Genomic DNA, 26,330 nt, shown 5'->3' with positions numbered 1-26,330 from the left:
TGCGCAGTTCCAACATTCGGGTTTTCTGGGTATCGACATGCCGAGTATCGACTTCCAATGCGCGCGAATCCACCAGTCCCGATCCGGACCGTAGGAAACGAAACTTGCGCGAACTTGGCTTGATGAGCCCAATCGAAGCGGCGGAAGCCTCGCCACAAAACTTATCCACCGGCGCGAAACGGGCCGTCGGGCGCAGCCAAGCCTCGCCGCAGAGCTGCGGCGGCATCGGGGCACGGTGCAGCAAGCTACTGATTATAAAAGGATATTCTCAGACGCACGCCCTGAAGCGCGCTTCGCAAGCGTCAGAACGCTTCGAAATCGCCGGCCGCCTTCGTCAGAGGCTGGGAGTGGCCGTGGCGCAACATGCCGTTGCCAAGTGCCTTTTTCATATCGGCAAGCTTCACCAGATTGACGGCCGTGGTGACGTCGACCATCCAGGCGTCCGGGATCGATGCGGTAATCGTGTCGATGAATTCGGCCAGCCCGCGGGTCTTCTGCACGGCAAGGTCGATGCCCTGCAGCACCATCATCTTGTCGGGATTGGCAAGCGCATCGGCGCCGTGGTCACCGGCCAGTTGCGGCTCGATCCGCTCGATCAGATAGGCGACGTCGTGCAATTCGGTGACGATGCGCATCAGCACTTCGGGGAGCGCTTCTTCCACGTGCGGCATGTGGGCCTGGTAGTCGGTCTGCATGTGTATGTCTCACGTGGCTCGGGGCTGCGGTAGAAGTCGTATTTCGGGCCTGCGAGGCGCCTGCCTCGCAGGATCAGAAGAATTCGATGGAGCTTTCGGCCGGCTTCGGCGCGACGATCGGGCGTTCCTCCAGTTGCACCGTGCGCTGCGTTTCGACACCGGTCAGGGCATATTGCCGGGCGCGGCCGGACGACGGCCAGTATTCGAGCTTGCGACCGTGCTCGCCGCCGGTGCTCTCGCCGACGATGCGGATGCCCTCGTCGAGCAGGAACTGGCGCGCGAAGGCGGCGTTCTGTTCCCCGACATTGGAAAACCGCGCGATCGTCTTGGCGCCGCCGAAGATCTTGGCTTCGAGACGATCTCGCCGGGCGCCCTGTTTCAGGAGGCCGTTGATAAGCAACTCCATGAGGTGGACCCCGTAGCGGGTCGCGTCGCCGCCGGATGTGGGCGACGTCGCGGAACCTGGCAGCAGGAAGTGATTCATGCCGCCGACACCGACCACGGGATCGCGCATGCAGGCTGCCACACAGGAGCCGAGAATGGTCGACAGAACGATGTTCGGATCGTTGAAGACCTTGTACTCGCCCTGAATGACATGCACGCGCTTGCCGGCGGATTCCATGTTCATTTGAGCGCCCCGAATACGGCTTCGATCGCAGCCTTCATCTTTTCGATGGTGAAGGGCTTGGCCAGAACGTTGTTGGCACCGAGGGCCGCCGCCTTCTGGACGAGGGCACGGTCGCCCTGGGCCGTCAGGATGATGAAGGCCGCCTTCTTGGTCGCCGGGTTCGAACGGACCGCCTGCAGCAGGCCAAGCCCGTCCATCTTCGGCATGTTGAAGTCGGAGATCACCAGGTGGTGCGGGTTCTGAGCCATGATCTTCATGCCCTGCTCCCCGTCACCGGCGGCGGTGATCTGCTTGAAGCCGAGCTGCTGCAGGGCGTCACCCAGGAGCAGGCGGCTCGTCACCTGATCGTCGACGATCAGAACTTTGATTTTTTCGGCGATGGACATTATTCGCTTCCTTCCTTGCGGAGCGCCGCTGCTTTCAGGACCTCCTCCCCGATGGAGCCGAGGGGGAGCTGAGTTTCAACGGCGCCCAATTCATAGGCGACTCTCGGCATGCCGTAGACGACACATGTCTTTTCGTTCTGGCCGAAGGTCTTTGCTCCGGCATGCCGCATTTTCAGGAGACCGGAGGCGCCGTCGCGCCCCATGCCGGTCAGAATGACACCGATCGCATTGCGCCCGGCAAGCTCGGCGACCGAATCGAACAGCACGTCGACCGAAGGCCGATGCCCGTTGACCGGGTCGCGGTCCACCAGCCGGCAGCAGGGCGCCGTCGGATTGGCGACCTGCAGATGGCGCTCGCCACCGGGCGCCAGGTAAACCTTGCCGATTTCGAGCCGCGCACCGTCCGTCGCCTCCTGCACCGTCGGCGCGCAGAGGCGGTTCAACCGCTCGGCGAAGCTTTTGGTGAAGGTGTGCGGCATGTGCTGCGTGATCACCGTCGGCGGGCAATTGGCCGGGAACTTCTGCAGGACCGTGATCAGGGCTTCGACACCACCGGTCGAGGCGCCGATGGCGATGATCTTGCGACCGGCCCGGTATTCGGACGCCGTGTTCGCATTGGCCGGAGCCGGCGCCGCAACCTTGTTACCGGTGATGATGAACTTGCGCTGCGAGCGAGCCGCAGCCTTCACCTTGTCGACGAGGCCGGCAAAGGGATGCGGGTCGCCCGGATGCGGCTTGCCGACGCAATCGAAGGCGCCGATCTCGAGTGCGGCGATCGTGGCTTCGGCCCCCTTGTGGGTGAGCGTCGAGACCATGATGACCGGCATCGGCCGCAGCCGCATGATCTTGTCGAGGAATTCGAGGCCGTTCATGTTCGGCATTTCGATGTCGAGGGTGACGACATCGGGATCGAGCTGCTTGATCGCCTGGCGCGCTTCCATGGCGTCGGCCGCCTGGCCGACGACGGTCACGTCAGGATCGGCGTTGAGCACGGCGGTGATCAGGCCACGCATGGTGGCGGAGTCGTCAACGACGAGAACGCGAGCGGGAGCGGTCATGCCCGTCCTCCATGAAATTTGCCGGTGTGGCGGTAAGTGGTAATGCCGATGTTGTCGAAGTGCGCCTTGGCGTCACCGGACACCCGTTCGGAATGGCCGATATAAAGGTGACCGTCGGTGTTCAGCATGCCGGCGAAGCGCGACCAGATCTTCATCTGCGTCGGCTCGTCGAAATAGATGACGACGTTGCGGCAGAAGATGACGTCGAACGGACCCTTGAACGGCCACTGCGCCATCAGGTTCAGTTCGTTGAAGGTGATCAGCCGCTTGACGCGATCATCGACTTGCCACTTGAAGCGGCCGCCGCTGTTGACCTCGGAGAAATATTGCTTGCGCATGGCCGGATTGACGGTTTCGAGCGCGGTCGCGTCGTAGGCACCGGCGCGGGCGAGCGCCAGGATCTTCGGGTCGATGTCGGTCGCAAGGATGCGGAAGTCGTAGTCGGCCGCGTTCGGCAGCAGCGACAGGACCGTCAGTGCGATCGAATAGGGCTCCTGCCCGTCCGAGCAGGCCGCCGACCAGATGCGCACCCGGCCACCGGCCTTGGCACGGGCGATCAACTCCGGCAGCACGTCGGTCTTCAGGTGCTCGAAGTGATGGTTCTCGCGGAAGAAGCGCGTGAAGTTCGTCGTCAGGTGCGAAAGCATGTCGCGCCGCGCGGCGGCACCGGCGGGCGAAGCGACCAGCTGGCAATACTCGCGGAAGCCTTTGAGCCCGAGATTGCGAATGTGCTTCGACAGCCGCGAATAGACGAGCGACGCCTTGGTCTCGTTGAGGTAGATGCCGGCATCCGCATAGATCATCGCGGCGATCTCGGTAAGATCGCGACGGGTCAACGGATACTCGCCGCTCGCCAGGCACTCGTCCGGCGACAGTTTCTGTTCGGCGATGATCTGGCTTCTCATGCGGCTTCCCTTTCTTCCTGCGGGAAGATCGCTTCCAGTTCAATAAGACAGATCATCCGGCCTTCGATTGCGAGCACGCCGCGGGCGAAGCTCTTTTCGAATTCCGACGAGATGACATCCGGCGTCGGCTGGATCTTGTCGTCCGTGATCGTCAGGATGTCGGAGACAGCGTCGACCAGAAGGCCGACGACCTGGCTCTTGACCTGTGCGACGATGATGACGTGGCGCACGTTCGGTTCGGCCGGTTTCATGCCGAGCCGGGCCGAGAGATCGACGATCGGCAGCACCGCACCGCGAAGGTTGATGACACCCAGCACATAGGATGGCGCATGCGGCATGGATGTCGCAGGCGTCCAGCCACGGATCTCGCGCACCTGCATGATGTTTACGCAGAATTCCTGATCACCGACGCGGAAAGCGATCAGCTCCCGTCCGTCCGTCGTCAGATTTTTTGCGGCATAGGTCATTGTCATTATCCGACTGCAGCAAGTGACATTTCAGGTTTCAGCGAGTGCCCGCGCGAGGCGGCGACGATCGCGTCGACATCGAGGATGAGCGCCACGCGACCGTCACCCAGAATGGTCGCGGCGGCGATACCCGGCACGTGGGTGTAGTTGGCTTCCAGGCTCTTGATCACCACCTGGCGCTGCCCCTGGATCGCATCGACCATCAAAGCGCGCTGGCCGCCACCTTCCGATTCCACCAAGAGCGCGACGCCCTCGACCGGGTTCGCCTGGATGGCGCGGAAGTTGAGGATGCGACCGACGTCGACGAGCGGGCAGAACGAGTTGCGGATCGAGATAAGCCGCTGGTTGGAACCGAAGGAGTGGATCGCCGAGGCTTCCGGCTGCAGCGTTTCGACGATCGCGGTCAGCGGTACAACCAGCGTCTGGTTGGCAACGGTGACCACCATGCCGTCGAGAACGGCGAGCGTCAGCGGCAGGCTCATGGTGAAGACCGAACCGTGGCCCGGCTTCGACGAGATGTTGATGCGACCGCCGAGCGCCTGGATCGAGCGCTTGACCACGTCCATGCCGACGCCGCGGCCGGAGATGTCGGAGATCTTGTCGGCCGTCGAGAAGCCGGCGTGGAAGATCAGGTTGTCGATCTCTTCGTCCGACAGATTGGCATCGGCCGCGATCAGGTCGTTGTCGATCGCCTTCTGGCGCACCTTCTCGCGGTTGATGCCGGCGCCGTCGTCGGCAAGCTCGATGACGATGCGGCCGGAACGGTGCTTCGCCGTCAGGCGGACCGTACCTTCGGCGCTCTTGCCGGCGGCAAGGCGCTTTTCCGGCGTTTCGAGGCCGTGGTCGACCGCGTTGCGGATCATGTGGGTCAGCGGCTCGGCGAGCTTGTCGATGACCGTCTTGTCGACTTCGGTGTTCTCGCCTTCGGTGATGAGGCGGACCGACTTGCCGGTCATGTCGGCGATTTCGCGAACGATACGCGACATGCGCTGGAAGACAGGCTTCACCGGCTGGGCGCGGATCGCCATGACCGAATCCTGGATCTCGCGGGTGAGCTGCTGCAGCTCTTCCAGACCCATGTTGATCGAGGACGTACCGTTGGTGTCGTTCTCGACGACGCTCTGCGAGAGCATCGCCTGGTTGATCACGAGTTCGCCGACAAGGTTGATCAGGCGGTCGACGCGATCTAGATCGACGCGGATGGTCGGCGTTGCAGCCGATGCGGCAGCCTGTTGCGCGGCAGCGCTCTGTGCGGCGGCACTGGCAGCCGGTGCTGCCTTTTCGGCCGGTGCGCGGGCGGCGGACTGGGCCATCTGCAGCACGTTGCTTGCCGTGCCGGCGGCTGAAACCGCGGCGTCGCGATCCTGCTGCTGGGAGGCAAGCTGTTCTTCTTCCTCGACGACACCGACCGATACCGCCGGTTCGTCATCAAGGATCGACAGGTCGAAGGGAACGGGCTGCATCGGCAGCTCTTCGCTCGACTGTGCAGCCTCGTCTTCGATCAGCGAAATTTCCAGGTCGCAATCCCACTCGGCAAATTCGAAGACGGTGCGGATCGCGTCCTCGCCCTTGTCGGTCTTGAGCGAGATCTTCCAGAAGAAGTAAGCGCTTTCCGGGCTCAGCCGATCGAGCGTCGGCAGTGCGCCCGTGTCGCAATGGATGCTCATCTCGCCGAGGCGCGAGAGGTCGCGCAGAAGCAGCGTTGCCTCGTTGCCCTTGGCGTAGAGATCGGACTTCGGCTTGAAGACGATCTCGTAGGTGGGCATTTCCATCAGCGGCGGTTCTTCAGCCGCGTCGAAGTCATCGAAGGAGAAGGCGACCGGCTGGAAGCCTTCGTCGTTGACCGGCGGCGGCGCCACGGCGGCGACGGGCTTGGCAACCGGTTCGGCCGGTGCTGCCGATGCCTGCGGCACTTCGCCGTTTGCGAGCGCCTCGAGTTCCTTGATCAGCTGGCGGCTGCGCGCCTCATCGACGCTGCCGCCATCGCGCGCAGCGTTGGTGAGGTCGGCGAGCACGTCGGCCGACTTCAGCATCACCTTCAGAACTTCCGGACCGGGATCGAGCCTGTTGGAACGAACGCAATCAAGGGTCGTCTCGAACACGTGCGCGAAGGAGACCAGGTCGTCCAGCCCGAAGGCGCCGGCGCCACCCTTGATGGAGTGCACCGCACGGAAAACGGCATTGACCGTTTCCGGGTCGCGGTCGCCATCATTGAGCTTCAGCAGACCCGATTCCAGTTCGGCGAGTTGTTCCTCGCATTCCTGGAAGAAGATCTCTTTGATTTCGTTCATATCCATTGGAGGCTATCCCCGGACTTCAGGCCGTTACGCGCTCGATTGCATCGATGAGTTTGGTCGGGTCGAACGGCTTGACGATCCAGCCGGTTGCACCCGCCTGACGCGCACGGTTCTTCTTTTCCGCATCGCTTTCGGTGGTCAGCACCAGGATCGGGATGGCGCGGTAGCGATCGTTCTTGCGCACGCCTTCGATGAAGCCGAAGCCGTCGAGACGCGGCATGTTGATGTCGGTGACGATCACGTCCGGATTGGCTTCCTCCAGGACCTCAAGGCCCTCGACGCCGTCTTCGGCCTGGATCGTTTCGAAACCGGCATTGTTCAACGTGACCAGCAGCATGTTTCGGATCGTCCGGGAGTCGTCGACCGTCAGAACTCGCTTCTTCATTTCTCAAATCTCCTTTGCCATCAGGTGGTCGATCTCGACCCCGATGAGCTGTGTCGTTTTGTCGAAAGCGTCCGACACCTTGCTGAAGGTGAAAGACAAATGATCCTCTTCCCAGGTCTTGGCGCCGGCCATCAGCACCTGGACACAAAGCGTCCCGACCCGCTCGACCGCGGAAGCGTCGATCACGATGTCGCTGCCCTTAAGCGCGAGCAGCTTCTCGTGCAGTGCCGTCGCCTCGTTCAGGTCCAAAACCGGAGCGAGGCTAAGCGTCTTCTGAGCGGTCTTCTTGCTGGCCATTCCTGTCTTCCTCGACTGCTAACTCTCTACTGCCCTAATAATCAGCGCTGCCAACCGGCGAGCTGCCGCTGCAGCCCCTCGTCAAACAGCGGTGCGGCCGGCTCGTCGGCAACGGCGGCCGATGCGTGACGGAAGGGCTCGCGACCGGTGCGCGCCGGCGCAACCGGATGGCGGCGCTCCAGGCGGAACTGACGGATGGTCTCGCCGAGTTCGACGATAACTGTGTGAAGATCGTCCGACGAGCGGACGGTATCGCCGGCGAGCGCGGCGCTTGCCTCGACGCCCCTGGAGATCGTGCCGATTTCGCTGGCAACGCCGCGGAGGTCGCCGACCTGCTGCTCCGCCTCGCGGGCGATGCCGGATACGGCGGAATTGATCGACGTCACCTGCTCGACAATGCTGCTGATCGCGTCCTGGGTGCGGCCGACGATCTCGACGCCGGTCTCGACCTGCGCCTTGGTGCCGGAAACGAGCTGCTTGATTTCGCGCGCCGCTTCGCCGGAGCGCTGCGCCAGCGCGCGCACTTCCTGGGCAACGACGGCAAAGCCGCGACCGCTGTCGCCGGCGCGCGCCGCTTCGATGCCGGCGTTGAGCGCCAGAAGGTTGGTCTGGAAGGCGATCTCGTCGATGACGCCGATGATCTGGCCGATCTTTTCGGCCGACGCCTCGATGTCGGCCATGGCGGTGATCGCCTGGCCGGCGATCTCGCCGCTGCGCTCGACCGCGATGCGGGTCTCGTTGGTCTTCGTTTCCGTAGCGCTGATCCGGCCCGAGCCGGTCGCCATGCGTCCGGCCATGTCTGAGAGCATGGCAAGCTGCCCGGAAAGTGCTTCGGCTTCAGCGCTCGCCTTGCCCGAGAAGGCGGTCGCGCCGTCGCGCATGCGGTCGACCAGGGCACCGGCGGCCTGGTTGCGCTGATCGGACGCCTGAAGGCTTTGCTGGATCTGTTCGAGCGCCGCATTCAGGCTCGCGACGATCGGCTGGTAGGCTTCGACGGCCGTTTCCGGCAGTCGCGCGCCGAGATCGCCCTGGCTTACGCCTTCGGCAAAGTCGCTGAAAAGCGCCTTCACCTCCAGTTCGTCGGCGCTGCGCTGCTCGGCGAGCTGCCGCTGATGCTGCTGGCGGAGAGCGTTGAAGCGGAGCGAAACGCCGATCTCGCTGTCGACAAAGGTCGTGCGCACCAGAGCGGCGACGAGGTCGCAAAGTTCGCGGCGGCGCGCCTTGCCCATCGGCAGGAAAGATCGAGGCCAGGCGTCTTCGATGAGCCCGACGATCAGATGTTCGAGTACGACAGCATGGCTTGCCATCTGCCAGCGCGGGTCGAGGCCCATGCGGCTTGCGGTGTCTGCGAGCACCTTGATGCGCTCGGCATAGAGCCCGTCAAAGCGTGCGTCGGTCAGCACGTTCCAGTGCGACGACTGAAGATCCTGGAGGCGATCGATCTGGCGGTCGCTGTCGAAATGGCGGGCGGCGTCGGGATAGGTCTGGAGACGCTGGAAGAGGTCGCGAATCGCCTGATCGATCCGGGGAGAAAGCTTTTGCCTGTGATCGCGGACGCGGTTGCAGCTCTCGTCATCGAGCCCGGCAAAGCGCAGGCGCTCCAGCAGGCTGCCTGCCTGGCCCTTTTTTGCCTGTTCTGACGATGTTTCCTGCCTCAACGCTGATCCCCGGTGTGCACGTTCGGAACTTGCCTGGGGAGCATCAGGGAGGGCCACGGTCCACCGGACGTGCACGCCACATCGATGAGATCAGCCTCCGCCGAAAAGCGTCTGCTGTCGTTCATCCCGCAAGTAAATTCGGTGAAGAATGGATACCGGACCGGAACCGGTACGGCGGGGCGGCATCATGCCTTGAGGAGACTTGTGAATTATCCCATTCCGACGTGTGGGACCATGTTTATGGTTAATTCCTTGCTTGAAGGTTAACGGTCCCTCGCCTCTAATCGGAATCACTAAAATTCACAGGGTGTTTTCGCGCGCTATTTTTGCGCTGCAACAAAACTGTAATAAACGTCGCTGAAACCAACAGGTTCTCAATCACAAGAGTTTAGAATTGTACTTCGACTTGCGCTCGCGTATCGAAGCGAAAGTGAAGTGGGCGCTGCATGCGCGAAGAAACCTTCGCATCACGCAAAGCGACATCATGACGATGCGCTTACAGGAAACGAACAATGATTGTTCTTGGCATTGGCGCCGCACTCACAGCAATCCTGACAATGATGGCAGTATCGATCGTTCTCAACATCGAGCACAACCGGTCGGCAAAGCGCAGTTCTGTGTTTTGATCGGGTTTAAGCCCGTCTCTTACTGACACAACCAGGCATCTCTGCGGCCGGGAACGGATGTTCTACGGCCGCTTTTCTATGCCCACATGGTCCTGCGTCGCCTTTTGCCATGCCTGCGCATAGGTGGCGAGGCTCTCCGCGATCTCGCCTGCAAGCGGCGTGACCCCGGTCATGACCGCGGATCCCTTAACGAGACACGCAGCGCCGAGGCTTGTCCCCGTGATATTGTGGGGATCGGCAAAGACCGGCCGGCCGGTCGCTGCCGCAAGCATGCGCAGATAGGTCCTGTTGGAAGCAAAGGGCCCCTCGACGACGATGTCGCCCCGGGCTCCGATCAGGTCGAGACAAGTAGCCGTCATCAGCGCCAGGTGGAACGAGACGACGACGAAACGTTCGGCGGCGCCTAGCTTCCGTTCGTCCGTCGTCCAGATCGCCTTTGCGGCCGGAAAGGGACCGGACCCCTCGGGAATGGACGGCAGCAGCATGTGGCCGGTGGTGGCCACGGCCTCTTCCGTTTCCGGCGACACAGGCACCACCCCCTCCCCCAACAGAAGCTGGAAGGCGCGGCCACCCATGAAGCGGGCGGAGGGTACGGGATCGCCAAGCGCGTTGACGTTTACAAGCGTGTCGCGGTGTTCGTCGAGCGCCTTCGCCTCGGCGCCGACCGCGAGCATCACCACCCAGGTGCCGGTGGAGACCACCGAGAAGGGCGCGGCCCGCGTCAGCAGATGCGGCAACAGCGAGGCGTTGGAATCGTGAATGCCGCAATAGACCGGGGTCCCTGATGCGATGCCTGTTGCAGCACATAGCTCCGGCAGCAGAGCACCGGCGATATCGCTCGCCTTCAGCACCGGTGCGAAAAGGGGCGCCCACCCCTGGCTTTCGACCAACGACGAGAACGTGCCGGCGCGCGGGTTCCAGAGATCCGTGTGGCAGCCGAGCGAGGTCAGTTCGTTGCAGAGCGTGCCGGTCAGCCGATAGGTCCAATATTGCGCATAGGTGAGGATCGAGGCGACCCTGGCGAAGGCGTCGGGAAATGTCTTCTGCTGCCAGTAGAGTTGTGCGCCGACATTGAGCCCCATCGGCAGGCGCGCGGAACCGGTCTCGGAAAAGGGCGGCCTGACATTATCATACTCGGCGGCGAGGCTGTCGGGACCGGCGTGCTCGTAGTCGAGCACCGGAAGCGCCAGATTGCCTGATGCATCGAGCACGACGGCGGTCGCGCCATGGGTGGTGATCGAGATCGCCTCGAAGGCGTGTTCGGCATGGAGTGCTGCGAGGCTTTCGAGCAGGAAGGCCCAGAGACGCTCGACATCGAAATGCGGATAAGGACCATCGGTCAGCACCGCATTCGCCGTCTTGCGGACGGCGATCTCCTCGAAACGGTCGAGATCGACTGCCGCAACCTTGGCATTGGTCTTGCCGATATCGATAACGCCAACAACCCGCATGCGATCATTCCATATGAAAGACGGTCGTGAGCGGCACCGCCACCGGCTCGTTGTCGGCCTTGGTTTCCATGATATCAGCCATATGCGCCCACCATCTCTGCATGATGGGATGGGACGGCAGGTCGGCCATGCGATGGTCGTCCGTGCGCCAGAGCACGCCGAAAAGCAGATCGGTCTCCTCGTCCAGATGTATGGAGTAGTCGGAGACGCCGGCCTCCTTCAACAGGGTGACTAGTTCCGGCCAGATGGCATCGTGCCGCGCCTTGTATTCGGCGGCCATGCCCGGGTTCAGGCGCATGCGGAAGGCGTATTTTTCCATTGGATCCTCAATGCGCGAGACGCTGGCGCGCGCGCCGCCAGAGAATGGGGAGCGCGATCACCGAGATCAGCAGCAGGCCGATGAAGATCGACATGACGATGCCCGGCACGTTGAGCAGACCGAAGCCGAAGGTTACCATGCCCATGATCAGGGCGGCCAGCACGACGCCGGGGATGGTGCCGGAGCCGCCGAGAATATTGACGCCGCCGAGCACCACCATCGTTACCACCTCCAGTTCCCAGCCGAGCGCGATCGACGGGCGCGTCGAGCCGAGGCGCGAAGTCAGGCAGATCGAGGCAAGCCCGGCCATCAGCCCGGTCAAAAGGAACAGGATGAACTTGATGCGCGCAACGCGGATGCCGGAGAACAACGCTGCCGTCTGGTTGTTGCCGATGGCGTAGACCGCACGGCCGAAATTGGTCTTGTGCAGGACGACGCCATAGACGACCGCAAGGGCAACGAAGAGCGTGAACTCGAAGGAGAACACCCACCAGACATAACCCTGGCCGAACCAGGAGAAGCTGTCGGGATAACCGGTGAAAGCCTGGTCGCCGAGAATGATGAAGGAGAGCCCGCGGAAAAGGCTCATGGTGCCGATCGTCACCACGATCGACGGCAGCCCGAGACCGGTGATCAACAAGCCGTTGATCGCCCCGCAAATGAGCCCGACTGAGAGGCCGATCACCACCAGCGCCGGCGTGTCGAAGCCGAGCTGCACGGCATAGCCCGTCGCCGTCGAGGCGAGCGCGATGATCGAGGCCACCGACAGGTCGATCTCGCCGGAAATGATCACCAGCGCCATGGCAAAGGCGATCATCGCCTTTTCGGTGAAATTGAAGGTCGCGTCCGAAAGGTTCCACGGGTCGAGGAAATAGGGCGAGGCCAGCGAGTTGCCGAGGAAGATGAGGCAGGCGACCACGAGCAGCAGGCTTTCCCAGCTCTTCAGCAACCGCGCGCCGCGGCCTTCCAGCCGGTCGGGAATATGCCGTGGGGTAAGGTGGGTCTCGGCCATCAGACAGCCTCCGCCTTTCTCAAGATGACGCGGCCCTTGCGCCGCTCGGCGCGGGCGTTGACGGCAACGGCAATGATGATGACCATGCCCGAAATCGCCAGCTGGGCGAAGGGCGAGATGTTGATGACGGGCAGAGCGTTCTTGATCACGCCAAGGAACAGCGCACCGAGCACCGCGCCTGCCACCGTGCCGATACCGCCGGCGATCGATATGCCGCCGATGACGCAGGCCGCGATGATGTCGAGCTCGAAGCCGGCAGCGATATCGACATAGGCGACGGCATATCGCGATACCCAAAGATAACCCGAGAGCCCGGCGAGCGCGCCCGAAAGGCAATAGGCGAAGAAGCGGGTGCGGCCGACATCGATGCCGGTATAGACGGCCGCATGCGGATTGCCGCCGACCGCATAGAAGGCGCGTCCGAGCGCCGTGCGGCTCATCAGCAGGAAGACGAGCGCGATCATTACCAGCGAGAGCCAGGAGAGAACCGGGAAACCAAGGAGCTCGTCGCGCGGCAAGGCCTTGAAGGCGTCGCTCATCTGGTGGGCGTTGATCCACTTGCCGCCACTCAGGAGAAAGATCATGCCGCGATAGATGGTGAGCGTGCCGAGGGTTACGACGATCGGCGGAATGTCGAGCTTCCAGACGAGCGCGCCGTTGATCATGCCGAGCAGCGTGCCGAGCGCGACCGCCGCAAGGATGATCAGCGGGATCGGCAGCCCCGGGAAGGCGGCGTTCAGCATTGCCGCCACCATGCCCGAGAGCGCGAGGTTGGCGGCCATCGAAAGATCGATGCAGCGTGTCAGGATCACCGCCATTTGGCCAAGCGCCAGAATGATCAGGATCGACGTGTCGTTATAGACGCGTGCGAGGTTCGCGGGCGCGACGAAGGGCGGGAAACGCCAGGTGATCAGCGCCAGCAGCACGGCGATCGCGCCGACCAGCAACAGTTCGCGATTCCTGAGGATGTTTGCCATCACGCGGCCTCCTGAATGCCGGCTGCGGCACGCACCAGCTTTTCCGCCGTCAGATCCGCGCGCTCGAAGCGCCCGGCGATCCGCCCCTCGCGCATGACGATGACGCGATCGGACATGCCCATGATCTCCGGGATTTCCGAGGAGACCATGATGACGCTGAGGCCCTGTGCCGCCAGTTCGCTCATGAAGGCGTGGACCGCGGCCTTGGAGCCGATGTCGATGCCCTTGGTCGGCTCGTCGAGAATAATCACCTTCGGCTTCGTCGCCAGCCACTTGGCGATGACCACCTTCTGCTGGTTGCCCCCCGAAAGCGTACCGACATCCTGATCGAGCGAGGCGGCGCGAAGGTCGAGGCGCGCGGTGTATTCGCGGGCGAGCGCGAACTCGTTGGCGAGTTTCAGAAAGCCCGAGCGCGAGGTGCGTGACAGCGACGGCAAGGTGACGTTCTGGAAGATCGGCAGGCCGATGATCGCACCCTGGCGGCCGCGTTCTTCCGGCACATAGACGATGCCAGCCCGGATCGCTTCGGACGGGCTGCGGATCACCAGCACCTCGCCATCGAGCCGGACGGCGCCGGCCGATGGCCGGGTGACGCCGATCAGCGACTGCATGAATTCGGACCGGCCAGCGCCGACCAGGCCGTAGAAGCCGAGGATCTCGCCGCGGCGAAGCTCGAAGTTGATGTCCTCGAATTCGGTCGGATGGCGATAGCCCGAAACGGTCAACACCGGTTCGCCGATCGCGACGTCCTTCTTCGGGTATACCGAGCCGACGGCGCGGCCAACCATGAGGCGCACCAGTTCGTCCTGGCTGACATCGGCGATCAGCCCTTCATCGACCATCGTTCCGTCGCGAAACACCGTGTAGCGGTCGGCGATGCGGAAGATCTCATCGAACTTGTGGCTGATGAACAGGATCGCCTTGCCGTCTGCCTTCAGCCGTTCGACGAGGGCATAGAGCTCGTGGATTTCCTTGTGCGACAGGGCGGCCGTCGGCTCGTCCATGATCACCACCTGCGCATCGATCGACAGCGCGCGGGCGATCGCGACCAGATGTTTCTTGGCGATGCCGAGATCGCGCAGGCGGATGGTCGGATCGAGATCGGCGCCGGCCCGCGCAAGCAGCGCGCGTGCATCGGCATTGAGCTTCTTCCAGTCGATCAGTCCCAAGCGATTGCGCGGAGCGTGGCCGAGAAAGATGTTCTCGGCGACCGAAAGCTCGTCGAAGAGCACGGTTTCCTGGTGAATGGCAGTGACGCCGGCGCGGGCGGCCGCAAGCGCCGTCGGAAAATGAACCTCCTGGTCACTGACGGAGATCGTGCCCTCGTCCGGCTGGTAGATTCCGGTCAGGATCTTCACCAGCGTCGACTTTCCGGCACCGTTTTCGCCGATCAGCGCGGTCACCGATCCTGGATAGAGCGCCAGCGAAACATCGGAGAGCGCCTTCACGCCGGGAAAGGACTTCGAAATCCCCTCGAGCGCAATGGCGGGCTTCATCCGCGATGTGAGCGTATCCTGCAACAAGAGACAGTCCACCATTCAGTCGTTTCGATTATGCAAAGCTTGTCGAGGCGACGGTTACGCCGCGCGAGGATGCCCCTCACCCTGCCCTCTCCGCTGACGCAGACAGGGAACGAGTATGCCGCACGCCTCCCTCCTCGTCGGGAAGGCGGCAAACCGTTGCCGCTTGTCCCTTCTCCCCGTCGAACGGGGAGAAGGTGCCGGCAGCCGGATGAGGGGCTTTCGCCGGATCAGAAGATCTTGGCGAATTCCTCGACATTCTTGGCATCGTAGACGAACGGGTCGGCCATCGCGCCTTCGTTGTTGTCGTCGAGCTTGACGGCGCCCATGCGGCCCATCTTCAGTTCAGCACCGGGCTTCGCTTCGGCACCGTTGATCAGGTCGTAGGCAATCATCGTTGCGGAGTAGCCGAGGTCGATCGGGTTCCAGATCGCGAAGGACTTGGAAGCGCCGGACTTCACGTGGCCTGCCATTTCCGAGGGAAGGCCGAGACCGGTGACGTTGATCTGGCCGATCTTGCCGGCGTCGGTGACGGCCTGGGCGGCCGCGACGATGCCGACCGACGTCGGCGCGATGATCGCCTTCAGGTTCGGATAGGACTGAATGAGGCCTTGCGTTTCGCGGTAGGACTTGTCGGCGAGGTCGTCGCCGTAGACGGTCGCGACGACATTGATGCCCTTGTAGTTGCCCTCAACCTTCTTCATCTCGGCGATCCAGGTGTTCTGGTTGGTCGAGGTCGCCGTTGCCGACAGCACTGCGACGTCGCCGCCTTCAGGCAGGTTGTCGGCGGCGAGCTTGATGATCATGTTGCCGATCAGCGGGCTCGACGACGGGTTCAGGTGCATCAGGCGGCCATCCTTGGCGACGCCCGAATCCCAGGAGATGACCTTGATGCCGCGATCCATCGCCTTCTTCAGCGCCGGAACGAGGGCGTCGGTGTCGTTGGCGGAAACGGCGATGGCATCGACCTTCTGGGCGATCAGCGAGTTGATCACCTCGATCTGGCCTTCGGCGGTCGTCGTCGTCGGGCCGGTGTAGATCACCTCGACGTCACCCAGTTCCTTGGCAGCTTCCTGCGCGCCCTTGTTGGCGGCTTCGAAGAAGCCGATGCCGAGCGCCTTGACCACGAGCGCGATCTTCTTGTTTTCCGCATGCGCGGCATTGGCCATCAGCGCCAGCGAAACGGCGGCCGTGACCATCAGTGACTTCAGGATCTTCATGCTCATTTCCTCCCAATGACCGGCACGCGACAAGCGTCGCCGGCGCGATTTCCTCCATTGGCGATGCCCCGGCCCCTCCGGTCGTGAGCGTCACCTTCCCCTCTCCTCGCCTGCCTCAGGCGGACGAGGACACGTTCTCCGCATCTGCGCCGGCTCTCGAGCTGGCAACGACCAGCCGCACGCCGGCATTTTCGAGCATCGCGGCATGCCTGTCCTCGATGCCCGAATCCGTGATGACAGTAGCGATCCGCTTCAATCCGCACAGGATCAGGCTGGAACGCTTGTGAAATTTCGAGGAGTCGACCAACACGACGAGTTCGTCGGCCTGGTCGATCAGTTTCTGCTCCGCCTGGATCAACAGCGGATCCGCCTCCATCAGGCCGAGCGGGCCGAGGCCCTGCGCCCCCATGAACATGCGGCGCGCATAGAAATTGCGCGTCACGTCATTGTCGAAGGGGCTGAGGATGATGTTCTGCTCGCGGTAGATCGTGCCACCCGACAGCATCACCGTGTTCTTCGAGTGCTTCAGAAGATGCTCGGCGATCGGAAAGGAATTGGTGAAAACCTGCATCCGCCGATTGCTGAGGAAATGCACCATCTGAAAGGTGGTGGTGCCACCGTTGATGATGATCGGCTCACCGTCCTCGCAGAGCGCCACCGCCTCCTTGGCGATCGCCTGCTTCTCGCGGGCATGCAGGCCCTCGTTGACCTTGAACGGCCGGCCGGCGAGACCGACGAATTGCGGCGGGTTGATCGCCTCGGCGCCGCCGCGCACCCGGCGCAGCTTCTTCTGCACGTGGAGGGCTGCAATATCGCGCCGGATCGTCGCCTCGGAACTGTCGGTCAGATCGACCAGTTCCTGGACGGTGACGACGGGTTTTTCCTGAACCGCCGACTGAATGATCCGGTGTCTTTCTTTCTCGTGCATGCGTTCCTCCGATGGCGTTCATGCTTCCATCACGATCGACCATTGTCAATCACAAACAATCATATTTTTTCATTGTGCAGCGCAGTATGCGCGAACTTGATCGTTTTTGATTGACTTTAACGCTCAAGTCCTGTGATCTGATGCCAACCACATCTCTGCGCGGTCGCCAAGCCGCGCGACATCAGACCGGGAGGAATTCGAGATGCTCGACAAGCAGCAGGGTGCGCGACTTGCAAACCTTTGGGACGAGGCAAAGGCTGCCGGCATGAGCGAATCCGAGCGCCTGCTCTATCGCTCCAACCTGCTCGGCTCCGACAAGCGCATCACCAATTACGGCGGCGGCAACACCTCGGCCAAGGTGATGGAGAAGGATCCGCTTGGGGGCGGCACGGTCGAGGTTCTCTGGGTCAAGGGCTCGGGCGGCGATGTCGGCACGATCAAACTCGACGGCTTTGCCACGCTCTATATGGACAAGCTCAACGCGCTGAAGTCGATCTATCGCGGCGTCGCGTTCGAAGACGAGATGGTCGGCTACCTGCCGCATTGCACCTTCAACCTCAATCCGCGCGCCGCCTCGATCGACACGCCCCTGCATGCCTATGTGCCGAAGAAGCATGTCGACCACATGCACCCCGATGCGATCATCGCGATTGCCGCGGCCAAGAACAGCCGTGACCTGACGGCAAAGATTTTTGGCGACGACATCGGCTGGCTGCCCTGGAAGCGCCCGGGCTACGAGCTCGGCCTGTGGCTGGAAAAATTCTGCCTGGAAAATCCCCGGGCGCGCGGTGTCGTGCTCGAAAGCCATGGCCTCTTCACCTGGGGCGACACGGCGAAGGAAGCCTATGAGACCACGGTCGAGATCATCAACAAGGCAATCGCCTGGTTCGAGGCCGAGAACACCAAGCCGGCCTTTGGCGGTGCGGTGAAGCCGGTGCTCGACGCGGCCGCCCGCGCCGACGTGGCGCGCAAGCTGATGCCGGTCATCCGCGGCCTGATCAGCGCCGACGAGAAGAAGGTCGGCCATTTCGACGACAGCCAGGCCGTGCTCGATTTCGTCACGTCGAAGGATCTGAAGCCGCTGGCCGCCCTCGGCACCAGCTGCCCCGACCATTTCCTGCGCACCAAGATCCGGCCGCTGGTGATCGATTTCGATCCGGCTAGTCCCGATGTCGACAAAACGCTGGCAGCGCTGCCCGAAGCGATCGCTGCCTATCGCGCCAACTATGCGGCCTACTACGAGCGCTGCAAGCACGAAGACAGCCCCGCCATGCGCGACCCGAACGCGGTCGTCTATCTCGTGCCCGGCGTCGGTATGATCACCTTTGCCAAGGACAAGGCGACCGCCCGGATCTCCGGCGAATTCTACGTCAACGCCATCAACGTCATGCGCGGCGCCTCCGGCGTTTCCACCTATGTCGGCCTGCCGGAACAGGAAGCCTTCGACATCGAATACTGGCTGCTTGAGGAAGCAAAGCTCCAGCGCATGCCGAAGCCGAAGAGCCTCGCCGGCCGGATCGCGCTCGTCACCGGCGGCGCCGGCGGCATCGGCAAGGCGACGGCCAACCGGCTGATGCAGGAGGGCGCCTGCGTCGTGCTCGCCGATATCGATGAGACCGCGCTTGCGGCGGCCGAAGGCGAACTCTCCAAGCGCTACGGCAAGGATTTCGTCCGCTCCGTCAGCATGAACGTCACCAGCGAGGCGGCGGTCGAGGGCGGCTTTGCCGACGCGCTGCTTGCCTTCGGCGGTCTCGACATTCTCGTCTCCAACGCCGGCCTCGCCTCGTCTGCGGCGATCGAGGACACGACGCTGGCGCTCTGGACCAAGAACATCGACATCCTGACGACGGGCTATTTCCTCGTCTCGCGAGAAGCCTTCCGCATCTTCCGCCAGCAGAAGGCCGGCGGCAACGTCGTGTTCGTCGCCTCCAAGAACGGCTTGGCCGCCTCCCCCGGCGCATCCGCCTATTGCACCGCCAAGGCGGCGGAGATCCACCTCGCCCGCTGCCTGGCGCTCGAAGGCGCTGCCGCACAGATCCGCGTCAACGTCGTCAATCCGGACGCGGTGCTGCGCGGCTCGAAGATCTGGACCGGCGAGTGGAAGGAACAGCGCGCCGCCGCCTACAAGATGGATGTGGACGACCTCGAGGCGCATTATCGCGAACGCTCGATGCTGAAACTCAGCGTCTTCCCGGAGGATATCGCCGAGGCGATCTACTTCCTTTCCTCCGACATGTCGGCGAAATCGACCGGCAACATCATCAATGTCGACGCGGGCAACGCCCAGTCGTTTACCCGCTGATCAAGGAGAGCTTCATGACGACCACCATGATCAGCCAGGCGACGGTCGAGGCCGAGAACGAAAGCCGGCTCAGCGCACTTCGCCGGGATTATGAGAGCCTCGGCGAGAGGCTTGGCCGGCGCGGCATCGCGATCGACGAGATCAAGCGCAAGGTCGCCGCCTACGGCGTTGCCGTTCCCTCCTGGGGTGTCGGCACCGGCGGCACGCGCTTTGCCCGCTTCCCCGGCAAGGGCGAGCCGCGCAACATCTTCGACAAGCTCGAGGATTGCGCCGTCATCCAGCAATTGACGCGGGCGACGCCGACCGTTTCGCTGCATATCCCCTGGGACAAGGTGAACGACATTTCCGAACTGAGAGAAAAGGGCACGTCGCTCGGCCTCGGTTTCGATGCGATGAACTCGAACACCTTCTCCGACGCGCCGGGCCAGGAACATTCCTACAAGTTCGGCTCGCTGTCGCATGCCGACGCCGCCACGCGCGCCCAAGCGGTGGAGCACAATCTCGAATGCATCGAGATCGGCCGGCAGCTCGGCTCCAAGGCGTTGACGGTCTGGGTTGGCGACGGCTCCAACTTCCCCGGCCAGAGCAACTTCACCCGCGCTTTCGAGCGCTATCTCGATGCGATGAAAGCGATCTATGCGGCGCTGCCGGAGGATTGGCGCGTCTACACCGAGCACAAGATGTTCGAGCCGGCCTTCTACTCGACGGTCGTCCAGGACTGGGGCAGCAACTACCTTATCGCCCAGGAACTCGGCCCCAAGGCCTTCTGCCTCGTCGACCTCGGCCACCATGCGCCGAACGTCAACATCGAGATGATCGTCGCCCGTCTCATCCAGTTCGGCAAGCTCGGCGGCTTCCACTTCAACGATTCGAAGTACGGTGACGACGATCTCGACACCGGCTCGATCGATCCCTACCGGCTGTTCCTCGTCTTCAACGAACTCGTCGATGCGGAGACCCGCAAGGCCAAAGGGTTCCAACCGGCGCACATGCTCGACCAGAGCCACAACGTCACCGACCCGATCGAAAGCCTGATGACGAGCGCCACCGAGGTTTGCCGCGCCTATGCCCAGGCGCTGATCGTCGACCGCCCGGCGCTCGCAGGCTACCAGGACGACAACGATGCGCTGATGGCGAGCGAGACGCTGAAGGTAGCCTTCCGCACCGATGTCGAGCCGATCCTCGCAATGGCGCGGCTCGACAGCGGCGGCGCAATTGCACCTGTTGCGACCTACCGCAAGAGCGGCTACCGCGCGAAAGTCGCTGCTGAGCGCCCGGCCGTTGCCGGCGGTGGCGGCGGCATCGTCTGACCCTGAACCAAGCGGCACCGGGCTGCCATTTGAGGCCCGGTTCCGCTCATCCTGCGCTCGACCGCTCAAAAAATCGCTGCGCGATGAAATTGCCCCCTATCTGATTTCAATTCCTGATCTATCTTTCCCTTGGAGATCCAAACGGAAAGGGACCCGTTCATGGGCATTGAAAGCATTCTCGTCTTCCTGATCGTCGGCGCGGTCGCCGGCTGGCTCGCCGGGCTCATCGTCAAGGGCGGCGGTTTCGGCCTCATCGGCAATATGGTCGTCGGCATCATCGGCGCCTTCATCGCCGGTTTCCTCTTCCCGGCGATCGGCATCAGTCTCGGAACCGGCATCCTCTCGGCGATCCTGCACGCGACGATCGGCGCTGTTATCCTTCTGGTGCTGATCCGCATCGTCAAACAAGCCTGACCCATCGCCGACGGCAGTACCCTTCGCGCCCGGGACATCCCCGCGACGTTCCATCTGGACGCGCGAAGGGCGCTGTAGCACTGTGATCTGCCGGACGGGACATCGCACTTAGCCAGACGGAGGCGAGCATGAACGCGCTTTACACCGACAAGATCGAAACGGCGCTGAAGTCGTTCATTGCCGATCACCCGGGAATGCAGACACGGGATCAGGCGATCATCGCGATCCTCGAAAACTGGTTCACCAATCATGGCTACCTGCCACCGCAACAGGAAGGTCTGCGTCCGGAAGACCTTGACGCCTCCAACGACGACTGAGAGATTTGCACGCCCGGCACGAAGAACCATAGCGCTCTTCGTGCCGCAGCCGACCGCCATTGCCTTTTAATTACGTGAACTGTTCGCCATGAGCCTGACCTCCGTCAAAGACTTCTTCTCAGAGCATGCCCCCGACATCGACGTCATCGAGCTTCAGCAAAGCACCGCAACGGTCGCGCTTGCGGCCGAGGGCCATGGTGTCGAGCCGGCGCAGATTGCCAAGACGCTGGCGCTTCGCGTCGGAGACGACGTGATCCTGATCGTCACGCGCGGCGACGCCCGCCTCGACAACAAGAAATACAAAGCCCGCTTCGGCACAAAGGCGCGCATGCTCGGCTTCGACGAGGTGGAGGCCGAAACGGGCCATCCGGTCGGCGGCGTCTGCCCCTTTGGTCTTGCCAAGCCGCACAGCATCTATTGCGACATGTCGCTCAAGGCCTACGACATCGTCGTGCCGGCCGCCGGCGCCACCAATGCGGCTGTGCACATCAGCCCAACCCGCATCGCCGAACTGACCGGCGCCGAGTGGATCGACGTATCCGAAACGTAGTTTGCCGTTTCGGATACGCGGCCTGCCTTGGAATGGCCACAAAGCTTAACTGAAACCGCTGGCGCGTCCCGGCAGTGATTTGCTGGGTCCGTCCTTCCGTTGCCAGGAGTCCGTCAAGCATGAAGCTACTCGCGTACCCGCTCATCTTCGCCGCCACGTTTTCCCCGGCGCTGGCGATGGATCAGTCCCTGGTACGCCAGTTCGAAAAGCTCGACCCCCAGACCCGCCTGGAGCAGCGCTGCGACACCGAAGCGATGGAGCGCATCAACGCCGACAAGTCGAGCTTCAAACCGGACAAGGTGATTGCCTATACCTTCGCCGAACCGGTCGTGAAGGAAGACAAGATGAAGGCGCCGGGCGCCGTGTTCCGCAGCAAGGGGGAATGGTACAAGCTGAAGTTCAAGTGCCGCACCGACGCCGAGCACCTGGATGTCCTGTCTTTCGAATACAAGATCGGCGAGTTGGTGCCGCACGAGAGCTGGGACGAATTCTACCTCTACCCCTGACGGACGTCGAAGGACGCCGCGGCGTTAGAAGGTGGCCAGCCCTAAAGGATGGCCACGAGAAAGAGCAGCGAGCCGAACGACAACGCCGCCATGATGCTCATCAGCATTTTCATCATGTGCTCTGCCATATCGTACACCCTTACCTCGGCACCATCGGAACGACCGCGACGGCGTATCCCGTCCGCCGCTTAGATCCGTCGGACGAGGAGCGGCGTGAGCCTGATCCGAGAGTGCGCCCGCATGGTTAACAAAGCGTTAATTCGAGTGATGCCGAGAGAGGTCGGGCATCCCCTATCCAAGACAAGGCTCACACAAGATCGACACTGAATAACGAATGGGCAGGGGAAGTTCCCTGCATGCGCGGTTTCCCCGCGTCTTGCGGCAGCTCCAGGGCTGGCAATGCGGGCAACGGGCAACGTCCGAGCGACGAGAAATCGCGCGAAATGAGCACCATGGAGAGGCGCGTGAGCCAGGTTAAGCTGAGCATTTGCATTCCAACCTACAATCGCGCGGCGTTTCTCGAAAAGGCGCTCGCCTATTTCGTCGACCTTTACCAATTCTCCTACAAGTACGAGATCATCATCTCCGACAACGCGTCGACGGACGATACGCGCGACGTGGCCGAGCGCTTCATCGCCAAGGGCTTGCCGATTCGTTATCTCAGGCAGGCGGAAAACTACGGTTCCGGCGCAAACGTCGTCAGCGCCTTCAGCCGCGCGACCGGCGAATATGTGCTCTACCTTGCCGACGACGACATCCTGATCAACGACGGCTTGCGCGAGGCGATCCGCTACCTGGATCTCAACCCGGAAGTCACCGCCTGCTACGCCCCCTGGTACACGCATGACGAAGTCGAAGAGCGTGACGATCCGCCGTTCTACATCGTCGACAAGGACACGAAGTTCAAGAAGCGCGCATTCGAGGAGGTGTTCGACTTTCTCTGCGAACGACACGTGTTTCCGGAAATCGGCATCTACCGGGCGTCGGCGCTTCGATCGGCCTGGGTACCCAGGAACTTCGCCTATTGGGCCTTCGCCTATCTCGCCCATTTCCTGGAGCAGGGCGCCGTCGCCTTCCTGAGAAAGCCGTTCTATCGACAGGTCACCCGCTCGAAGATTGCTCGCGACCGGCCGCAGGCCGGCCATGCCGACGTGCTCACCGCCTGGGACAGCTACCGCGGCGGCCTTGAATATTTCCTCTATTCCGGCGCCAAGCGCGGCGCCGTGCGGCTGACGCCCGAGCGTCGGGCCTATCTCGATGCGCAGGTGCGGGATTTCACCATGCTGCGCATGACGGTTGCGCTGCGCATGTGGATCGCGAAGAAGGACTACATCCGAGCCTATGAGCTTTATACCCGTCTGATGCTCGGCGGCTTCGAACACCATCCCGAACTGCAGCGGTCAAAGGGCGTTCTGCCACTCATGGTCGCCCTGCAGACGGTGATGTGGCATACGAACGCGGTGGCCGAGATCGATCGTCTGGTGCTTCACGGCGTCGACGACTATGGAGCGATCGAAGAGCTGTTGCGCGATCTTGGCCTGCGCTCCCATCTCGCCGTCGTTCCCGGCACGACGGAACTCACGCCGGAGGAAATTGCCCGCACGGCCGTCTTCGTCACTGTTGACAGCGACCGCAAGCACTATCTTCGCAAGGGGCACCTGCCGAACCTGGTGGTCAGCGAAAGCGACATCCTCAACCACGTTCTGCTTTAAAATACAAAAGGGCGCCGCTGGCGCCCTCGTTTCTTTTCGCAGGTTATACCGGGAAGCGCGACGGGCAAGAGGCCGCTTGGCCACGCACGCCCCAGGGATACCGCACTACTTGCGCATGATGCCCTTGTAGTAGGCGCCGTTGCGCGGCGGCGGGCGGTTCACGACCTTGGCCTCAGGATTGTACTTCTCGCTCTTGTGGCCTTCGTTGATGGGCGTTGTCGATACGCCCTTGTAGTAGCTTCCGCCGGCAAATGCCGGAGCGACGCCGCCCGCGGCGACCGTCGCAGTCACCAAAGCTGCCAGAGAGAGTGTCGCAAGTTTACGCATGTCTGATCCTCGTTGACCCGGCCACGCCCCCGTTTTTTTTCCCGGATGTCGTGGCCTAAATTGTGCGGCGACGAACTGCGCCGCTCAGGTCCTCCCGGGCGCCAGAATAGGCAGAAGCTGCGACACGCCTGTAACGCAGGTGACAGCCGGGGAATCTTGGCTGGGTTAAGCTTCGGGGTCAGTCGAAGGCAGGTCCGCACGGCGGACGGATTTCTCCCGTCCCTGAATCAAACCCTCCAGATCGACCGCTGCGTTTTGTCTCAGCGGAAAAGCTGCAGAATGTTCTGAGCGTCGGAATTGGCTATCTGCAAAGCTTGGATGCCGAGCTGCTCCTGCGACTGCAGGGCCTTCAGCCTTGTCGACGTTTCATTCATGTCGGCATCCACCAGCCGACCGACACCCTTGTCGATCGTCGCGATCAGCGTCTGTGCGAAGGTTGTCTGCATATCGATGCGCGACAGCAGCGAGCCGAGTGCTGCGGCGCCATCGATGGTCCGCTGCAGGACGACCTCGATGTCTTGGAGATAGGAATCGACCGATTGCGGGTTCGCCGCGATATCGACGTCAAGGAAGTTTCTGCGGGCGATCGGTTCGATGTTCACATCGATGTTGGTGAAGCCGATAAAGGTTCCGGCACCGGATTTCCGATCGGCGGCCGGATCTGATTTTATCAGGATCCCGCCTGACCCGTTGTTCTGGATGATCGTGTCGGGCCGGGTGATGAGCGACTGAAGCACCATCACCATTTCGTCCACCGTCTCAATCTTGCCGGTATCCTTGCCCAGCAGCGCGTTCACCTGGTTGCGATCGAAGGAATGGGTGCTGGGCGCCTCGCCGTTCACCGAAAAATTGAAGGACACGACGACGTCCTTGTAGACCTCGAACTGCTCGAAGGTCAGCGTCATTTCCGATCCGCGCTCGCCGAAGTCCGAGTTTTCGACGAGACCCGCTCCGCCGCCGCTCGACGTATTGACGACCAGGTTGGCGACCTCGACATAGGAGCCGTCGAGGGCGGAATTCTGCTGTGTCATAAAGCCGATCTGGTTGATGATGGGGGCGTAAGGCTCGTAGGGGTATCTGTAGGTCTTGACCGTGGCGCCGGTCCCGGCCTGCTTGACCGCATGGTCGAGCACCGCTGCATACTGCGTGTAGTCGGATATCACGCCATTGGCGGCTGCACCGAGCACCGTATCGACGGTCGCGCGGTCGACGGTGACCGGCGTTGTCTTTCCGGGGTGTAGCGGCGGCGACAGGCCCTGGGAGCCGCTGTCCTTGTCGACGATGACATCAAAGGTGATCTTGTCGCCGGCGTTCGAAAAGCTGAGCGGCCCCGTGAACTGGAACACGAATTCGCCGGCCTGGCCGATCCGATTGTTGTAGTTGCTGTTGGTCGTATAGCCGTCGACGTCGACCGAGGTCACGAAGCGGATGCCGCCGACGGTTCTCAGATCCCGCGTATCGGCCTGCAGGATGCCGCCGCCGGTGCTGTTGAACAGCGAGGAGTCCCGCAGGAAAAAGTCGGCCGTGTTCAGCGACACGCCGTTTCGGGCGTCTCGCGAAAACGAGGAGGCGACGGAGGTTCGGTTTAGGTCGCTGTCATAGATGTCGGAGACGCTGGTTCTCAGCCAGTTCTGCCCGCTGAAGCTCGCCGAATCCACGATGCTCAGGATCTGCTGCTTGAGCTGGTCGAGCTCCTTTTGAAGCTTGCCCTTGTCGACGCCGGGCTCCCTCGCCGTCACCAGCCTGGCCTTGAACTCGCTGAGAATACCGGTAACGGCATCCATCGCCGCATAGGCCGTTTCGACCTTGGCCGCTCCGAGCCCGAGCGCGTCCTGAACCGCGGACACAGCCTTGGCGTCGGAGCGCATGGTTGTCGAAATCGACCAATAGGCAGCGTTGTCGGCCGCCGTCTGAATTCTGAGGCCGGAGTTCAGTTGCCCGCGTACTTCGGCCATGCCGGAATTGATCGTACGCAGAGTCTGGAGCGCAGAAATCGCCCCAGCGTTCGTGAGAATGCTGACCATATTAGTGACATCTTAAAATTGAAAAATGCCCTTCATGGG

At 62.4% G+C, this 26,330-nt stretch carries 27 protein-coding genes; 8 read left to right on the top strand and 19 right to left on the bottom strand.

Annotated elements, in window-relative coordinates; genetic code table 11:
- Nucleotides 1–302: 302 nt before the first annotated feature.
- The 10 genes from cheT to M2267_RS02905 form a co-directional block, all read right to left on the bottom strand.
- Nucleotides 303–695: a chemotaxis protein CheT gene (gene cheT / locus M2267_RS02950; RefSeq protein ID WP_043613055.1), complete on the bottom strand. Its 393-nt coding sequence runs from the start codon at nt 693–695 to the stop codon at nt 303–305.
- A gap of 73 nt (nt 696–768) precedes the next feature.
- Nucleotides 769–1,323, bottom strand: coding sequence for a chemoreceptor glutamine deamidase CheD (gene cheD, locus M2267_RS02945; RefSeq protein WP_429112378.1), 555 nt, complete (start codon nt 1,321–1,323; stop codon nt 769–771).
- Nucleotides 1,320–1,709 (bottom strand): response regulator, encoded by a 390-nt coding sequence (locus M2267_RS02940; protein WP_025425902.1) that lies wholly within the window; start codon nt 1,707–1,709, stop codon nt 1,320–1,322. Before M2267_RS02940 ends, cheD begins: the two co-directional genes overlap by 4 nt.
- A complete protein-coding gene (gene cheB, locus M2267_RS02935; RefSeq protein WP_043613062.1) occupies nt 1,709–2,767 on the bottom strand; it encodes a protein-glutamate O-methylesterase CheB in 1,059 nt (352 codons plus the stop codon). The genes M2267_RS02940 and cheB overlap by 1 nt, the downstream gene beginning before the upstream one ends.
- Entirely contained in the window at nt 2,764–3,672 is a 909-nt protein-coding gene (gene cheR, locus M2267_RS02930; protein WP_402323351.1) for a protein-glutamate O-methyltransferase CheR, read from the bottom strand. The genes cheB and cheR overlap by 4 nt, the downstream gene beginning before the upstream one ends.
- Nucleotides 3,669–4,139 carry a chemotaxis protein CheW gene (locus M2267_RS02925; RefSeq protein WP_043613065.1) on the bottom strand — a complete coding sequence of 157 codons (471 nt, stop codon included), beginning with the start codon at nt 4,137–4,139 and terminating at the stop codon, nt 3,669–3,671. The genes cheR and M2267_RS02925 overlap by 4 nt, the downstream gene beginning before the upstream one ends.
- Nucleotides 4,140–4,144: 5 nt before the next feature.
- A complete protein-coding gene (locus M2267_RS02920) occupies nt 4,145–6,436 on the bottom strand; it encodes a chemotaxis protein CheA (RefSeq protein WP_429112375.1) in 2,292 nt (763 codons plus the stop codon).
- Between the two features lie 19 nt (nt 6,437–6,455).
- Nucleotides 6,456–6,821 carry a response regulator gene (locus tag M2267_RS02915; protein ID WP_025425897.1) on the bottom strand — a complete coding sequence of 122 codons (366 nt, stop codon included), beginning with the start codon at nt 6,819–6,821 and terminating at the stop codon, nt 6,456–6,458.
- Between the two features lie 3 nt (nt 6,822–6,824).
- Complete coding sequence (locus M2267_RS02910; RefSeq protein ID WP_043613068.1) at nt 6,825–7,118, bottom strand: STAS domain-containing protein; 294 nt, start codon at nt 7,116–7,118, stop codon at nt 6,825–6,827.
- A 41-nt stretch (nt 7,119–7,159) separates the two neighbouring features.
- Nucleotides 7,160–8,776: a globin-coupled sensor protein gene (locus M2267_RS02905; protein WP_429112370.1), complete on the bottom strand. Its 1,617-nt coding sequence runs from the start codon at nt 8,774–8,776 to the stop codon at nt 7,160–7,162.
- Nucleotides 8,777–9,170: 394 nt separating this feature from the next.
- Here M2267_RS02905 and M2267_RS02900 point away from each other — a divergent pair, with 394 nt between their 5' ends.
- A complete protein-coding gene (locus M2267_RS02900) occupies nt 9,171–9,428 on the top strand; it encodes a hypothetical protein (RefSeq protein WP_429112368.1) in 258 nt (85 codons plus the stop codon).
- A gap of 36 nt (nt 9,429–9,464) precedes the next feature.
- Here the strand turns inward: M2267_RS02900 and M2267_RS02895 are convergent, their stop codons facing one another.
- The 7 genes from M2267_RS02895 to M2267_RS02865 form a co-directional block, all read right to left on the bottom strand.
- A complete protein-coding gene (locus M2267_RS02895; protein ID WP_429112367.1) occupies nt 9,465–10,853 on the bottom strand; it encodes an FGGY-family carbohydrate kinase in 1,389 nt (462 codons plus the stop codon).
- Nucleotides 10,854–10,857: 4 nt separating this feature from the next.
- Entirely contained in the window at nt 10,858–11,172 is a 315-nt protein-coding gene (gene rhaM / locus M2267_RS02890; protein WP_429112364.1) for an L-rhamnose mutarotase, read from the bottom strand.
- Nucleotides 11,173–11,179: 7 nt separating this feature from the next.
- A complete protein-coding gene (locus tag M2267_RS02885; RefSeq protein ID WP_429112361.1) occupies nt 11,180–12,184 on the bottom strand; it encodes an ABC transporter permease in 1,005 nt (334 codons plus the stop codon).
- Complete coding sequence (locus tag M2267_RS02880; RefSeq protein WP_429112358.1) at nt 12,184–13,164, bottom strand: ABC transporter permease; 981 nt, start codon at nt 13,162–13,164, stop codon at nt 12,184–12,186. The genes M2267_RS02885 and M2267_RS02880 overlap by 1 nt, the downstream gene beginning before the upstream one ends.
- On the bottom strand, nt 13,161–14,657 hold the full coding sequence (locus tag M2267_RS02875) for a sugar ABC transporter ATP-binding protein (protein WP_043613189.1): 1,497 nt from the start codon (nt 14,655–14,657) through the stop codon (nt 13,161–13,163). The genes M2267_RS02880 and M2267_RS02875 overlap by 4 nt, the downstream gene beginning before the upstream one ends.
- A 254-nt stretch (nt 14,658–14,911) precedes the next feature.
- Nucleotides 14,912–15,901, bottom strand: a complete 990-nt coding sequence (gene rhaS, locus M2267_RS02870; RefSeq protein WP_043613083.1) for a rhamnose ABC transporter substrate-binding protein — start codon at nt 15,899–15,901, stop codon at nt 14,912–14,914.
- 115 nt (nt 15,902–16,016) lie between these two features.
- Entirely contained in the window at nt 16,017–16,829 is an 813-nt protein-coding gene (locus M2267_RS02865; protein WP_043613086.1) for a DeoR/GlpR family DNA-binding transcription regulator, read from the bottom strand.
- A 202-nt stretch (nt 16,830–17,031) separates the two neighbouring features.
- On the opposite strand from M2267_RS02865, the gene M2267_RS02860 reads away from it, so the two are divergent.
- From M2267_RS02860 to M2267_RS02830, 7 genes are all read left to right on the top strand, one after another.
- Nucleotides 17,032–19,131: a bifunctional rhamnulose-1-phosphate aldolase/short-chain dehydrogenase gene (locus tag M2267_RS02860; RefSeq protein ID WP_429112354.1), complete on the top strand. Its 2,100-nt coding sequence runs from the start codon at nt 17,032–17,034 to the stop codon at nt 19,129–19,131.
- Between the two features lie 14 nt (nt 19,132–19,145).
- On the top strand, nt 19,146–20,441 hold the full coding sequence (gene rhaI, locus M2267_RS02855) for an L-rhamnose catabolism isomerase (RefSeq protein ID WP_429112352.1): 1,296 nt from the start codon (nt 19,146–19,148) through the stop codon (nt 20,439–20,441).
- Nucleotides 20,442–20,600: 159 nt separating this feature from the next.
- Nucleotides 20,601–20,855 carry a GlsB/YeaQ/YmgE family stress response membrane protein gene (locus M2267_RS02850; RefSeq protein WP_034796969.1) on the top strand — a complete coding sequence of 85 codons (255 nt, stop codon included), beginning with the start codon at nt 20,601–20,603 and terminating at the stop codon, nt 20,853–20,855.
- Between the two features lie 128 nt (nt 20,856–20,983).
- Entirely contained in the window at nt 20,984–21,172 is a 189-nt protein-coding gene (locus M2267_RS02845; protein WP_034796970.1) for a hypothetical protein, read from the top strand.
- Between the two features lie 88 nt (nt 21,173–21,260).
- A complete protein-coding gene (locus M2267_RS02840) occupies nt 21,261–21,722 on the top strand; it encodes a YbaK/EbsC family protein (RefSeq protein ID WP_043613094.1) in 462 nt (153 codons plus the stop codon).
- A 119-nt stretch (nt 21,723–21,841) separates the two neighbouring features.
- Nucleotides 21,842–22,228, top strand: coding sequence for a DUF930 domain-containing protein (locus M2267_RS02835; RefSeq protein ID WP_402323362.1), 387 nt, complete (start codon nt 21,842–21,844; stop codon nt 22,226–22,228).
- A gap of 464 nt (nt 22,229–22,692) precedes the next feature.
- Nucleotides 22,693–23,940 (top strand): glycosyltransferase family 2 protein, encoded by a 1,248-nt coding sequence (locus tag M2267_RS02830; protein WP_429112348.1) that lies wholly within the window; start codon nt 22,693–22,695, stop codon nt 23,938–23,940.
- Between the two features lie 105 nt (nt 23,941–24,045).
- On the opposite strand, the gene M2267_RS02825 is transcribed toward M2267_RS02830, so the two are convergent.
- The gene (locus tag M2267_RS02825; protein WP_429112346.1) at nt 24,046–24,267 is read right to left on the bottom strand and encodes a hypothetical protein; all 222 of its coding nucleotides are present in this window, start codon (nt 24,265–24,267) and stop codon (nt 24,046–24,048) included.
- Between the two features lie 260 nt (nt 24,268–24,527).
- Nucleotides 24,528–26,291 carry a flagellin gene (locus tag M2267_RS02820; RefSeq protein WP_429112344.1) on the bottom strand — a complete coding sequence of 588 codons (1,764 nt, stop codon included), beginning with the start codon at nt 26,289–26,291 and terminating at the stop codon, nt 24,528–24,530.
- Nucleotides 26,292–26,330: the final 39 nt, after the last annotated feature.

Source organism: Ensifer sp. KUDG1 (genome assembly GCF_050434285.1).
Classification (GTDB): domain Bacteria; phylum Pseudomonadota; class Alphaproteobacteria; order Rhizobiales; family Rhizobiaceae; genus Ensifer.
This window is presented reverse-complemented; position numbering and strand designations above follow the sequence as displayed.